The 12,396-nt window shown below is 61.8% G+C and carries 14 protein-coding genes and 1 tRNA gene; 8 read left to right on the top strand and 7 right to left on the bottom strand.

The window, feature by feature from the left end; translation table 11 throughout:
- The first annotated feature begins 49 nt into the window (after window positions 1-49).
- The 3 genes from EI293_RS15955 to EI293_RS15945 all read left to right on the top strand — a co-directional run bounded on the left by EI293_RS15955 (window position 50) and on the right by EI293_RS15945 (window position 1,771).
- Window positions 50-766: a phosphatase PAP2 family protein gene (locus EI293_RS15955; protein ID WP_125439539.1), complete on the top strand. Its 717-nt coding sequence runs from the start codon at window positions 50-52 to the stop codon at window positions 764-766.
- A 131-nt stretch (window positions 767-897) separates the two neighbouring features.
- Window positions 898-979, top strand: a tRNA-Leu gene (locus EI293_RS15950).
- 117 nt (window positions 980-1,096) lie between these two features.
- Window positions 1,097-1,771 carry a phosphatase PAP2 family protein gene (locus EI293_RS15945; RefSeq protein ID WP_125439538.1) on the top strand — a complete coding sequence of 225 codons (675 nt, stop codon included), beginning with the start codon at window positions 1,097-1,099 and terminating at the stop codon, window positions 1,769-1,771.
- Window positions 1,772-1,927: 156 nt separating this feature from the next.
- On the opposite strand, the gene EI293_RS15940 is transcribed toward EI293_RS15945, so the two are convergent.
- From EI293_RS15940 to EI293_RS15930, 3 genes are all read right to left on the bottom strand, one after another.
- The gene (locus EI293_RS15940) at window positions 1,928-4,318 is read right to left on the bottom strand and encodes a GAF domain-containing protein (protein ID WP_125439537.1); all 2,391 of its coding nucleotides are present in this window, start codon (window positions 4,316-4,318) and stop codon (window positions 1,928-1,930) included.
- Between the two features lie 33 nt (window positions 4,319-4,351).
- Window positions 4,352-4,912, bottom strand: a complete 561-nt coding sequence (locus tag EI293_RS15935; protein WP_125439536.1) for a hypothetical protein — start codon at window positions 4,910-4,912, stop codon at window positions 4,352-4,354.
- A 142-nt stretch (window positions 4,913-5,054) separates the two neighbouring features.
- On the bottom strand, window positions 5,055-5,915 hold the full coding sequence (locus tag EI293_RS15930) for a T9SS type A sorting domain-containing protein (protein ID WP_125439535.1): 861 nt from the start codon (window positions 5,913-5,915) through the stop codon (window positions 5,055-5,057).
- Window positions 5,916-6,047: 132 nt separating this feature from the next.
- Here EI293_RS15930 and EI293_RS15925 point away from each other — a divergent pair, with 132 nt between their 5' ends.
- On the top strand, window positions 6,048-7,424 hold the full coding sequence (locus EI293_RS15925; protein ID WP_125439534.1) for a D-alanyl-D-alanine carboxypeptidase: 1,377 nt from the start codon (window positions 6,048-6,050) through the stop codon (window positions 7,422-7,424).
- Window positions 7,418-7,696: a T9SS type A sorting domain-containing protein gene (locus EI293_RS15920; protein WP_125439533.1), complete on the top strand. Its 279-nt coding sequence runs from the start codon at window positions 7,418-7,420 to the stop codon at window positions 7,694-7,696. The genes EI293_RS15925 and EI293_RS15920 overlap by 7 nt, the downstream gene beginning before the upstream one ends.
- Before the next feature lie 81 nt (window positions 7,697-7,777).
- On the opposite strand, the gene EI293_RS15915 is transcribed toward EI293_RS15920, so the two are convergent.
- Window positions 7,778-8,269, bottom strand: coding sequence for an FG-GAP repeat protein (locus EI293_RS15915; RefSeq protein WP_125439532.1), 492 nt, complete (start codon window positions 8,267-8,269; stop codon window positions 7,778-7,780).
- Between the two features lie 60 nt (window positions 8,270-8,329).
- Window positions 8,330-8,923: a macro domain-containing protein gene (locus EI293_RS15910; RefSeq protein WP_125439531.1), complete on the bottom strand. Its 594-nt coding sequence runs from the start codon at window positions 8,921-8,923 to the stop codon at window positions 8,330-8,332.
- A gap of 89 nt (window positions 8,924-9,012) precedes the next feature.
- On the opposite strand from EI293_RS15910, the gene EI293_RS15905 reads away from it, so the two are divergent.
- Complete coding sequence (locus tag EI293_RS15905; protein ID WP_125439530.1) at window positions 9,013-9,108, top strand: T9SS type A sorting domain-containing protein; 96 nt, start codon at window positions 9,013-9,015, stop codon at window positions 9,106-9,108.
- Between the two features lie 95 nt (window positions 9,109-9,203).
- Here the strand turns inward: EI293_RS15905 and serA are convergent, their stop codons facing one another.
- Entirely contained in the window at window positions 9,204-11,105 is a 1,902-nt protein-coding gene (serA, locus tag EI293_RS15900) for a phosphoglycerate dehydrogenase (RefSeq protein WP_125439529.1), read from the bottom strand.
- A 128-nt stretch (window positions 11,106-11,233) separates the two neighbouring features.
- Here serA and EI293_RS15895 point away from each other — a divergent pair, with 128 nt between their 5' ends.
- Window positions 11,234-11,428: a hypothetical protein gene (locus tag EI293_RS15895; RefSeq protein ID WP_125439528.1), complete on the top strand. Its 195-nt coding sequence runs from the start codon at window positions 11,234-11,236 to the stop codon at window positions 11,426-11,428.
- 108 nt (window positions 11,429-11,536) lie between these two features.
- Window positions 11,537-11,881 carry a hypothetical protein gene (locus EI293_RS15890; RefSeq protein ID WP_170170401.1) on the top strand — a complete coding sequence of 115 codons (345 nt, stop codon included), beginning with the start codon at window positions 11,537-11,539 and terminating at the stop codon, window positions 11,879-11,881.
- Window positions 11,882-11,936: 55 nt separating this feature from the next.
- Here EI293_RS15890 and gloA2 read toward each other — a convergent pair whose 3' ends face one another.
- Window positions 11,937-12,326 carry an SMU1112c/YaeR family gloxylase I-like metalloprotein gene (gene gloA2 / locus EI293_RS15885; RefSeq protein WP_125439526.1) on the bottom strand — a complete coding sequence of 130 codons (390 nt, stop codon included), beginning with the start codon at window positions 12,324-12,326 and terminating at the stop codon, window positions 11,937-11,939.
- Window positions 12,327-12,396: the final 70 nt, after the last annotated feature.

The following is a 12,396-nucleotide window of genomic DNA, read 5'->3' as shown; positions in this document are numbered from 1 at the left end:
ACCCGCGCCGCCGGATACCGCGCCACCGGTTTTTGCGTATGCCATATCCATGACCAACCCTCTGCGGCGGCTAGTGGCCGGCTTTACCCTGTTTCTGACGGAATTTGCCATTACCCTGGCCCTCGGGACGCTGGGAGTGGTGCTGTTTCTGGCCCTGGGCCGGGAGGTGTTCGATCAGGATGCTGCCACTTTTGATGCGGAGGCGTTCCGCTGGACGCGCCGGCTGCTGGGACCCAACCGGCAGGACTGGGTAGAGGGCATTACGTTTCTGGCCTCGCGCAACTTTATCACCGGGGCGGCGGGGCTGCTGGTCAACTGGTTTCTGCTGATGCGGCGACACCGCTGGTATTCTCTGCTGGTGCCCGTCGTGGCGCTGGGCAGCATCACGCTAAACCTGGTGCTGAAGCAGTTCTACAACCGTCCCCGGCCGCTGCTGCCGCTGGTGTCGGCCTCGGGCCTGAGCTTCCCCAGCGGCCACGCCATGATTTCGGCCTCGTTCTACGGCTTGCTCATGTACCTGGTCTGGACGCACGTGCGCCGCCCGGCCTGGCGCTACGGGCTTATTGCCCTGCTGGTGAGCATCGTGCTGCTTATTGGCCTCACGCGGGTGTACCTGCGGGTGCACTACGCCACCGATGTACTGGCGGGCTTCACGGCGGGAGCCGCGTGGCTGGTGGTGGCCATTCCGGTCCTGAAACGCGTGGAAATGCAAACAAAAAAACGCTTCCGAAAACAAGTGCAAACAACTGAAAAACAGCCTACATAGCGCAGAATCGAAATATTTTGCGGAAAATAATCTGCCTTTTTTTAGACCAAAGCTTGACATGCGTTGAAAAAGGCCCTTATCTTTGCAGCATCAAATGACACTCACACGGAGGTCAGGCGATAAAAAGTGCTGCGCTTGTGGCGAAATTGGTAGACGCGCTGTCTTCAGGCGGCAGTTCCGCAAGGTGTGGGAGTTCGAGTCTCCCCGAGCGCACAGAAGCCGATCCAGAAATGGGTCGGCTTTTTTGTGTTTAATCCGGTCCGGTGCCGGACCGGGTCATACTAGCCAATAATTGCGTCATTCACGTAATCAGCGAAAATCTGTGATTGAATGAAGAATCTGACGGCCCGGCTGCTGGCCTTGTGGAGCCTGCTGACGCTGGAAGTGCTGGTAGTGGGCGGCGTGTTCATGGGCTCGGCCCTGGGGTTTTTCTACCTCACGCGGGTGGTGTTCGTGGAGCACTCCGTGCAGTTTGATTCTTGGGCGTTTCGGCAGCTGGATGCGTTGCGGGCCTCCGTGCCCGGCCTGACCGGTCCGGTTCGGAGCCTCACGTTTTTTGCCTCGCTGCCGTGGCTGGTGGCGGCTGGGGTGGGTATTCCGGGGCTGCTGCGGTGGCGCGGGTTCCGGCGCGAAGCCTGGGAAGTATTTCTAGCCGTGGCGGGTTCCGCGCTACTAAACCAGCTGCTCAAAACTCATTTTCACCGGGTCCGGCCGTCTTCGGCGCTGTACTTTCAGCCGGGAATGAGCTTTCCCAGCGGCCACGCCATGATTGGGCTGGCATTGTACGGCTGCCTGGCCTGGCTGCTGTGGCGGCATCGGCGGCACCCGGCCTGGGCCGCGTTGCTGCTCCTGTTTGCCCTCTGCATCGGCCTCACGCGGGTATACCTGCACGTACACTACGCCACCGATGTAGCGGCCGGCTTTGCGGGCGGTTTGCTCTGGCTGATTCTGCTGCGCACCGCCCTGCGCCTGTTCTGGCGGGAGGAACAGCAGGTGATGAAGTGAATGGGGGAGGGCGTTCCGGTCCGGCGGCTGCAAGCCGTCGGGCCGGTTGCCGTAAGCTGATGTTAGGACGGTGTTGCGCTAACGGCCCTGACGACAACCGGCCCGACGGCTTGCAGCCGCCGGACCGGGACGTTCTTTTAGCTCTTCATCAACTCGTTACAACTTTACCTTCACCCGCAGCGCCAGCAGGCCTTTTACGCCCTGGAGTTCTTCCAGCTCCAGCTCCTCGATTTCGGGTTCGAGCAGGCCGCGGTCCTGGAGGTAGTCGATGTACTCCAGGTACTCGTCGGCCTCGCGCTGCTGGCTGTACACTAGGGCAATCAGGCCGGGCTGGGTGAGCCGCTCGCCGGTGCCTTGCACGGTGGCCTTATCGATGCGCTTCTTGATGATTTCGTAGCGGATGTTATAGGCTCCATCCACGTCGAACTGGCGCTCATCCTGGCGGAAACGGATGCTCAAAGGCTGGCTGTGGATGAGGATGAGCTGGGTGGTTTCCAGCGGAATGGGCAGCGTGGGCTTGAGGGCGGCGGTGCGGCGGGTAATTTCCACCATCACCAGCAGCTGCCACAGGCGCAGGTTTTTCAGGAACACTAGGTCGAATGGCTTGTCCTCCACCAAAGCCGCGCCCACGTAGATGTTGTGCTCTACGCCATCGGTTTTGAAGCGCTGGAAGTAATGCGGAAACATGGCTTGGGCCTTGGCGTCCTCCTCATCGAGGTAGGTGCTGACGGCGTCGTTGAGCAGGGTGGTGGTTTCCTCGAAGGCCTTGCGGCGCTTGTAGAGGATGCCCAGCTCGGGGTCGATGTTGGACCAGTACTGGCGGATGACGGGCTGCAGCTCGGGCGTGTTCTGGCTCAGGTACTCGAAGAGCGGCTCCATCTCGGTGCGGATGGACTCGAAGATGTTCACCTCGTCGCCGGTCAGCATGCCCTGGCGCAAACGGCGCAGGTTTTTGTTCACGTAGAACTTCAGCTCGTCGAGAATAGGCAACTGCTGAAACTCGGAGGCCTTTTTGAGCACCTTGCCGGCCATCGTGAGGTGTTCCACCAAATCGCCCTGGATGGCCTCGTTGCGGGCCACGCTACTGCCCCGGATGTCGGAGGACCCGTGCAGCGGATACACGTCGTGAAACACGATGTCCTCCATTTCGGCGGTTTTGTTGCCGTCTTCCAGCTTTTGCAGCAGGTTTTGGGCCGCGTTGGTGAAACGCCACTCCATGGTGGGGTGAATAGCCGTGAACTTCTCCTTAATGATGGCCTGCACTCGCGTCTGAATGTCCTCGGCGTTGCGCTTCACGGCCACCGCAAACAGGGGCACAAACTGGTTCACGTTTTCCAGGCTGAACTCGTTCAAGTCGCCCACGTTGGGGGAGCCCAGCTCCAGCAGGCCCACGGTATCGTCGCCGTAGGGCAGCAAAGCCAGAATTGCGGAGCGGATGCCCAGGCTCAGAATCTGCTGGCGCAGGTCCTCGGGGATGTCGGCTTTTTCCACGTCCTCAATCACCAGCGGCTGGCGGTGCTGCCAGAGCTGGCTGTAAATCTGGCGGAAGCCGGAGCTGGCGTCGGGGTTGTGGAGCTGCTTGGTGAGGAAGCTGTGGTTGATTTTGCGGCCGAAATCCACGAAAGCCCGCTTCTTCTCGTCGTAGGCGGCAATGCCCAGCTGCAGAAACGGTTTGCCGAACAGCACCCGCAGCTTCTCCTGAATCTGCTCCAGGCGGTCGGAGGCCTGTAGCACGTCGCGTTCCAGCAAGTCGTACTTCAGCTCCGAGAGAATTTCCTGTTCCGTGACATCTACCAGGTGCAGAATATTGAAGCCCACTAACTCGAAATGCTCGGGCGGCAGCAGCTCCAGCCACGCCTCGGTGCGCTGGGGGTTGCGGCTCAGGAAATCCAGCTGCTCGGGCGTCAGCGCGGGCTTCTCGCCGTGGACCTGCACCTCCAGAAACGTGGAAATAAACTCCACGCTGTAATGGCGGTAAAGGCCGATGCTGTAATCGGGCACGGTGAAGATGACGTTGCCCTGTAAGGGCAGCTGCACGCCGTACACCTTCTCCAGAATCAGCTGGTAGGCCATGCGGGTGGTGTAGAGCTCCAGCTGCCGCATATCAATGTTGAGCGGCTGCTTGATGATGTGGGCTGCGTTAAGCAGTACCTCATCAAAACGGGGCGTGTAGTAAAAGCTCTGGCGCTGAAACGGCGCAATGGCCCCCACAATATCAATGGCGAAGGAAGCCGGCGGAAACACGGCCAGCATGAGCGTCTCCACCAGGTCGCAGTTGCACTCCAGCTGGGTGAGGTCGGTGAGCGGACCCCGCACCCAGTCGGCGGCGGCTACCTGCTCGCCCACGGCGCGGGAGAGCAACGCAATACCCATGTTCAACGATACCTCGCCCGCTTTCCAGTATGCAATCAGCGGCTCCAGGCTGAGCGTGGTCCGGAACGGGAAGGTGGGCGAAACGGCCGGGGTAGGTTCTTTCAGCATAGCAGGCGAAGGCACGGTGCCCGCCACCGGAAACAGGCGGCGCGGCAGCGGGAGGGTATACGGCAAAAACCGGGCGGCCGGACGTTAGCAAACTGTTACCTAGGGCCGGGTCACGTCAATCAGGCGCAGTTGGTTCTCGCCGGTGGGGTCGGTCTGGTTGAGTGGGGTGGGGCTGCCGTTCACGTACACCAGCTTGTTGCTGTTCTGGAAGCAGGTGCAGCAGCCATCGGCCTCGTAATCGGTACGCAGCTCCACGCGGTTAATCAGGTAGCGAAACGTAGGTGCCGCAGTCCGGCTGGGAGCCAGATATAGTTGGTAGCTATACTGGTCGAGGTTGCGGTTACCGGCCCGGGTGAACGGCGTAGCGTTGTTGATGACGATGGGTTGGGTAACGGCCTGGAGGCGGGAGCGGGTCAGCGTTACGGTATCGGCCCGGGGGCGTTGGGCCGTATCCCGGGGCACGCGCACCAGGTACACGGTAGCAACTTCAGCCGAGAGAAACCCTTTCCGGGGGCCGGTGCTCAGGGTATCGGTGCTGAGGCGCAGGCCGATGGCGTCGGCGAATTCGTCGTTGCACTCGCAGGCCGTGGAGCCGCAGCAGGCCGTCAGCAGGGCCGTGGTAGTGAGGAGAAGAAGCCAGGTAAAAAAGGAGCGCACCATAGGGCGTAAAGATAGAGTGGTTTCCGGAGCAATACGCCCCGGCCGGGGCCGAAACCGGCTGCGGCACAAAAAAGCCGACCCGTACAAACGGGTCGGCTCCGGAACGCCGGGCGGCTCGGAATATTGAGCGGCGGGGGGCAGCTTATTCTTTCACGAACCGCCGGGTTTCGGCCCCGGCGCGGGTGGTGATTTTGAAGAAGTAGGTGCCCACCGGTAAATCGGCCACGTCCAGGGGGAGGGTGTGGGAGCCTTTTTCCTGCTTAGTTTCCGGCTGCACGGTACGCAAAGTGTTGCCCCGGCCATCGAGCAGCTCCACGGTTACGGGGCCGGCTTTGGGCAGCTCGTAGTCGAGTTGCGTGGCGGTGGCGGTAGGGTTGGGGTACACGCGGGTTTCGGCCCCGGCCGGGGCAGTGGGCGCGGCCGGGGCGGCCACCGGCTCCAGCAGCAGAAAGGCCACCGGCCGCAGCAGCCGCTGCCCCGGGCTGCGGCGGGAATGGCGCGCCGTTGGTTCGGGGTTGGCCGACTGGCTGGTGAGGGCCTGTATGTCGGCCGCCCACTTTTCCTGTTGCGGCTTCAGCTCCTGGGCCAGGCGGGCAATATCGGCTTCGTGGGGGCGGGCCAGCTCGCTCACGCGCAGCAGTAACGCGCGGGTTTCGGTGCGCAGTTGCTGGCGCTGCTGCTGCTGGGCCTCGGTGAGGACCGGCCGGGCCGTAGCCCCGTTCGGCTGTGTTTCGGCGCGCAACGCCTGGCCGCGCTGGCGCAGGTCGTGGAACTGAGCGCGGTACACGGCCAGCTGGGCTTTATCGGAGGTGCTGAGGCGGGTTTCCAGCTGCTGGCGCTGCCGGCGCACGGCGGGTAGCACGTGTTGCTGCACGTAGGCCCGGATTTCGGGGCGGCCGGGCTGGGTGGTAGCGGGGCGGGGAGCGGCCTGGGCCAGTACAACGGGAGCCGTGCATAGCAGCAGGAGATTGAGGGCGAAGGCGGAGAAAGCAGGCAGCTGCATAGCGAATAACAAGGGGGAAAAGGTGACGGATACCGGAATAGAGGCCAATTTGCAGCCCCGGTTTAACGCGGGCCCTAAAAACCCGACGAACCGGCCCGATTCATCCCCTCAATCTGCCATCCTGCCCGTAATATGCCCGTTATTCTGACCCGTGGGGCCGCCTGCTGGTGGCTGGGGCCGCTGAGCCTGTTTCTCTCGTTGGCAACCCACGCGCCGGCCCAGACGCCGGCCCCAACCGCCCCGCTTCGGCCGGCTCCTAATCCGGCCTGGCTGGAGCAGCTAGTGCGCGAATCATCGGTGCTACGCAGGCACCACGTGGGCGTGTGCGTGGCTGATGTTACCACCGGCCAGCAGCTGTTCGGGCTGAACGACGACCGGTACTTCACGCCGGCCAGCACCATGAAGCTATTCAGCCTCTACGCCGGCCTGCGGCTGCTGCCCGACTCGCTGCCCAGCCTGCACTACGTGCTGCGCCCCGATACGCTGCTGTTCTGGGGTACCGGCGACCCCACGCTGCTGCACGGCGACGTGCCCTCGCGGCGGGCCTTCACGTTTCTGCAAAATCGGCCCGAAAAGCTGGTGTACGCCGAGGTGCCCACAGCTGCCGCCTTCGGTCCCGGCTGGAGCTGGGACGACTACAACTACTATTTCCAGCCGGAGCGCGGCCCCTTCCCGATTTACGGGCACACGGTGCGCTTCTACGCCCGGGCCGGCCAGCCTATGCCCCGGGTGCTGCCCCTGTTTTTCCGGCCCCTCACCCAGCTCGCCCCCGCCGGCACGCCCAACCCCACCGAGGACCACGTGCGCCGCCCGGCGCTGGAAAACCGGTTCACGGTGCTGCCTTCCACCGGCAGCTGGGTAGATGAAACCCCGTTTCGGACCAGCCCCGCCCTGCTGCTCCAGCTACTCCAGGATACTTTGCGCCGCCCGGTGCTGCTGGCCTCGCTGCGGCTGCGGCCCCAGGACTCGGTGCGCACGTTGCGCGGGCTGCCCGTCGATTCGCTCTACCGCCGCATGCTGCGGGTGAGCGACAATTTCCTGGCCGAACAGCTGTTGCTCATGTGCGCTTCTTCGCTCAGTACCGATTCGCTGAGTACGGGGCGGGCCATAAGGGCCATGCAGCTCAACTACCTGCGCGAATTGCCCGATGCCCCGGTGTGGGTGGATGGCAGCGGCCTCTCGCGCCTGAACCTGGCCACGCCCCGCAGCCTGGTGGCTTTGCTGCTGACGCTGCACCAGCAGGTGCCCGAGCCGCGTCTGCTGGGCCTGCTGGCAGCGGGAGGCGGTCAGGGCACCCTACGCCGCGTGTACCGGCCGGTGGCGGGGCAGCCCTGGCTCTGGGGCAAAACCGGTACCCTCACCAACAACCACAACCTGGTGGGCTACCTGCGGACCAAATCGGGCCGGCTGCTGGCGTTCAGCTTCCTGAATAATAACCATGTGGCCACTACCAACGAGGTGCGCCGGGAAATGGAGCGCATTCTTACGCAGGTGCGGGAACGGTGGTAGAGGCTTGCGTCGGTCCAGCCGCTGCCACCCTCACGGCTTTCCCGAATCCCTTCGAAAACGAGCTGCTGGTGGCTTTGCCCGCCGGCGCTGAGGCCCAGCCCGCCACGGTGACCCTCAGCACCCTGACCGGCCAGAAGGTGTACCGCAGCCAGTCGGTACTTTCCTTGGTAGCCCAGCTGCTGCCCGGCCTGCCCACCCTGAAAGCCGGCGTGTACGTGCTGCGCCTGACCACCGCCACCGGCAGCACCGCCCAGCGCGTAGTGCGCCGCTAGGTACCCCTCATAACCAAACGCCAACCGGCCGCCCCGAAGTAGTTTCGGGGCGGCCGGTTGGCGTTTGGGGAAGCGCGAATATCAGCAGCTTTGGTATAGCCAGCGGTAGGCGCGCCCAGTCCAATAGAGCATACCACGGCCGCTTTCATCACTGATAAACTCGATAGCAGGATACTTGAGCGGCACTACTTTGGTATCGTTTAACTCTCCATTTTTATCAGTTGTAACCTCAAATGTGCTGCGCTTGGTATAGAGCTTCCATTGGCCGGCCCAATCGAAACTAGCCTCTGGGGGCTCAGTACTTGCTTTGCCCTCCATATCCAGAATAGATGGTTTGCTCTGACCCTGGTGGAAAATGACCAGTCCTCGGCTGGGAGAGGCGCGGTGAGCTACCGGTATAGCTATGTCCGGTTTCCCGTCACCGTTGAAATCAGCCTGCAGAAAGCTTGGCCGGATATACGTACTGCGTACATACGTTCGGTCAAGGTGAGCTTGTTGCCAAACCGTTTGTGCCCACGCAGGCAGCTGTGCAGGAGTAGCAGATAAAGCAGCAGAAAGAGCTAAACAGAGCATTGTAGTGGGAAAATAGCGGAGTAATGAAACGTATTAACTGATTAGTCGATGGGGTATACTTTATTCAGTACTACCAATGACAGCTCGGTTTCGTGCGGCTGCATAAGACCATGTAATAGCTTGAGGCGGATCTAGATAGTAACGGTATGCCAAGGCCATTTGGCGTGCAGCTTCTTCCACGGGCATTCGGCCCGTTGCAGTACCTAGACCCGGACACGCAACTACTTGGATACGCTTCTGTAGAGCATTAAAAGCGGTAACAGCCTCAAGTAAGGCTTTCATAGCCAAGTACACATTATCCGTAGCATGTATGGGCATGGGCACGCGCATGGTGGGAGTGTGTGCCACATATGGGTGCCGGGGATGAGTAGTTTCAATGATGAAGCTAGTGCCAACAGGCTGTTCACCGGTGTAATGGGCTATAATATAGTTCTGTATCCGTACCTGAAGCTCAGGACCAAAAAAGCGGGTAATGGCCAAATCAACCCCGCCGTCCATGAGCCCGAAAGAATTGGCCGTGCTGACAATGCAATCAAAGTTCGGTATCTGTTCAAAGCGGCTGTTAATTATTTCGACTTCAGGATAATGGGCAAAAGCCTGTTGCCAAGCATTACACAATTCAGTATTGGGGTCGACTAAAAGGAGTTTTTGCATAGAAGAGAGTCTTGAATAGCTAAATCCACTGAAGCTCAAAAATACGTCTTTCAGAAGAACACGCTAATGAGGTACTGACAACTCTTCTATTGTCATTTGCTACAGGCCAACTGAAAGCCGGCGTGTACGTGCTGCGCCTCACCACCGCCACCGGCAGCACCGCCCAGCGCGTAGTGCGCCGCTAGGTACCCCTCATAACCAAACGCCAACCGGCCGCTCCGAAATTACTTCGGGGCGGCCGGTTGGCATTTGGCGAACTTGATTCGCTGGAAAATAGCCGCTAATACAGCACCCGGAACTTGATGGTATGCTCTACCTCGCGCAGGGCTTGGATGACTTCGGGGGCGTACTGCTTGTCGATGTCGGTGATGACGTAGCCAATGTGCTCGTTGGTTTTCAGGTACTGACCCAGGATGTTGACGTGGTGCTGGGCCAGCACGTTGTTGATGCGGGCCAGCACGCCGGGCACGTTGTGGTGAATGTGGATGAGGCGGTGGGCCTGCTGCTCGGGCAGCTGAATGTTGGGGAAATTGACGCTCTGCTGGGTGTTGCCGGTGTTCACGTACTGCATAATCCGCTCGGGCACGAACTCGGCAATGTTGCGCTGGGCCTCGGCCGTGCTGCCCCCGATGTGGGGCGTGAGCAGCACGTTGGGCAGGCCGCGCAGCTCACTCTCGAAGCTTTCCTGGTTGGTTTTGGGCTCATGCGGAAACACGTCCACGGCGGCCCCGCCCAGGTGGCCCGAGCGGAGTACGGCGGCCAGGGCCGACACGTCCACCACGTGGCCGCGGGCGTTGTTGAGCAGCAGCGCGCCGGGCTTCATCAGGGCCAGCTCGCGGGTGCCGATGAGGTTCGTGTTTTCCTGGCGGCCATCCACGTGCAGGGTCACGATGTCGGCCTGCTGGAGCAGCTCATCGAGGGTGCGGCACTTCACGGCATTGCCCAGCTGCAGCTTCTCGGCCACGTCGTAGTAGAGCACCTGCAGGCCGATGGCCTCCGCCACCACCGACAGCTGGCTCCCGATGTTGCCGTAGCCCACGATGCCCAGCTTCTTGCCGCGCACCTCAAACGAGCCCCCGGCCGACTTATCCCACTCGCCGCGGTGCATTTTGGGGTTTTTTTCGGGGATGCGGCGGGCGAGCATGATGATTTCGCCCAAAGCCAGTTCCACCACCGAGCGGGTGTTACTAAACGGCGCGTTGAACACCGGCACGCCCTTTTTCATGCAGCCCACCAAGTCAATCTGGTTGGTGCCGATGCAGAACGCGCCCACGGCCATGAGGCGGTTGGCGGCTTCCAGCACCTTGGCCGTCACCTGGGTTTTGCTGCGGATGCCCAAAATGCTCACGCCCTCGATGCGGGCGGCCAGCTCGTCCTCGTCGAGGCCGCCGGGCACGGTATCCACCTGGTAGCCTTCCTGGCGGAACAGCTCGGCGGCGCGCGGGTCGGGGTTTTCGAGGAGGAGGACTTTGATGCGGTTCTTGGGATACGAGAGGGTCATCGGGAGCTTGTTCTGGTAGAGGAATTCGTCGAAAGAGGGCAGCACTTCATCGGCGCGCGCCACCACGGCGTCGCGGGTCACGTTTTCGGTGAAGGCGTAGAAACGGTCCGCGAGGCCGGCCTCGCGGATCTGGTAGTCGGTGTAGCCGTCGCCGAGGGCGTACACGGGGCCATGCAGGTCGAGCAGCTGGAGCTGCCGGATTTTGCCGCCGTCCTGGCTGAGCGGGTTGGTGGCGTCGAAGCCCGTAATGCGGCCCTCGGCGTCGAAGGTGAAGGTGTTGGCCAGCACAAATTCCGGGGTGATGCCGAACTCAGCCACCACCGGCTCAATGAACTCGCGGAAGCCGCTGCTGACAATGTACACCCGGCCCGGAAACTGCTCGAAGAAGCCCCGGTTGCGCCGGATACTCTCCGACACCTTGCCCTTCAGCCGCTCCACCAGCAGCGCAATATGTTCGCGGCGGGCCGGCAGCAGCGCCAGCCGTTCCCGCAAGGATTCCGAAAACTTCAGCTCCCCGCTCATGCCCCGGTCGGTAAGGGCGCGGATGGCGGCTACTACTTCCTGGCGGTTAGGCTGGCCGGTGAGGGCAATGTCGGCCAGCTCGTCGAGGCCTTCCACCTGGGTAAACGTGCTGTCGAAATCAATGATGAGGTAGGGGAGTGGTGCGGGGGTATCGGGCATAGCGGGGGCAAGGTAGGGGGCGGCGGGCAATGGGCCAACCGCCGGAACCGGCCCGTTCTACGATTTCCAACCGGAAAAGAACGAACCAGCCGATTCTAACCGAACAGATTTTGGCAGTATTTTAGGCCATGCAACTCCTCGCGCTCCTGCTTCCGCTGCTACCGGTTCCTTCTGCCCCGGCCGCTGCTGTTACGTTCCACCGGATTTCGGCCGCCACCTACGCCCAGGCCCAGCGTACGACTCAGTCGGTAAAAGTGCCGACCACGTTCCCGGTAAAGGCCCTCAACGGGCAGTTGGTGATTCCGACCACCGCCGGCCCCTAGACCTTCCGCGACATTACCATTGAGGAAACTGTTGCCAGGAATATTCCGGAAGATGCGGCTACGCGCTACACCTATCACGGTTTTCTGCCCGGATTTCGGCGGTACGTGGTGGAGGTGACTTTCTGCGAAACCGGCGAATGGTGGCTCATCAGCCCGGAAGGCCGGCGGCTGACACTGTACGGGTCGCCGGAGTACGCCCCCGGTCAGCAGAGCATAGCTGTTATGTGTCCGGGACTGGAATACGGCGGCGGGCAGCCGAACAGCGTGCAAATCTTCCGGCTGCAGCAGGGCGTATTGCGGCCTCTCTGGGAAATGCGGCCCACCAGCTGGGAGCCGGAGGAGCTGTTCTGGACGGACGCCAACACGCTGTATTTGAAGCGGGAAGAATACCCGGGCGGGCGGCAGGGAGCCATGACCTACTGGCGGCTCACGGTGGCAGCGGCCCCGAAGTAGCGGCCGGTAAGCTCCGCAAGCTGGTCGGGTATCGTTCTGTAAACTTTGCGGTCAGTTACACCTCATAAAACTCCAGCGGCAGCCCGTCGGGGTCTTCGATGAAGGTGAAGCGGCGGCCCGTAAATTCATCCGTGCGGATGGGCTCCGAGGCCACGCCGTGGGTGGTGAGGTGGCGCACGGTGGCCTCGATATCTGAGACGGCAAAGGCGAAGTGGCGCAGGCCGGCGGCTTCAGGGCGGGTGAGGCGCGGCGGCGGCTCGGGGAACGAAAATAGCTCGATAACGTACTGCTCGCCCAGGGCCAGATCCAGCTTCCACGACTGCCGGGTTTCGCGGTACACTTCGCGCAGGACGCGCAGGCCCAGTACCTCGGTGTAGAAGCGTTTGGAGCGGGCGTAATCGGAGCCGATGATAGCCAGGTGGTGGATGTGCAGCAACGGGAGCATAAGGCGCGGAAAGTTCAGCGAGCAATATCGCCGGAAAATCTTTCCTTCGTCCGGTAACTAACCAGCTCGG

The organism is Hymenobacter perfusus (assembly GCF_003944765.1).
Lineage (GTDB): Bacteria > Bacteroidota > Bacteroidia > Cytophagales > Hymenobacteraceae > Hymenobacter > Hymenobacter perfusus.
Note: the sequence above shows the minus strand (reverse complement) of the source record. Positions and strands in the feature narration are given on the sequence as shown.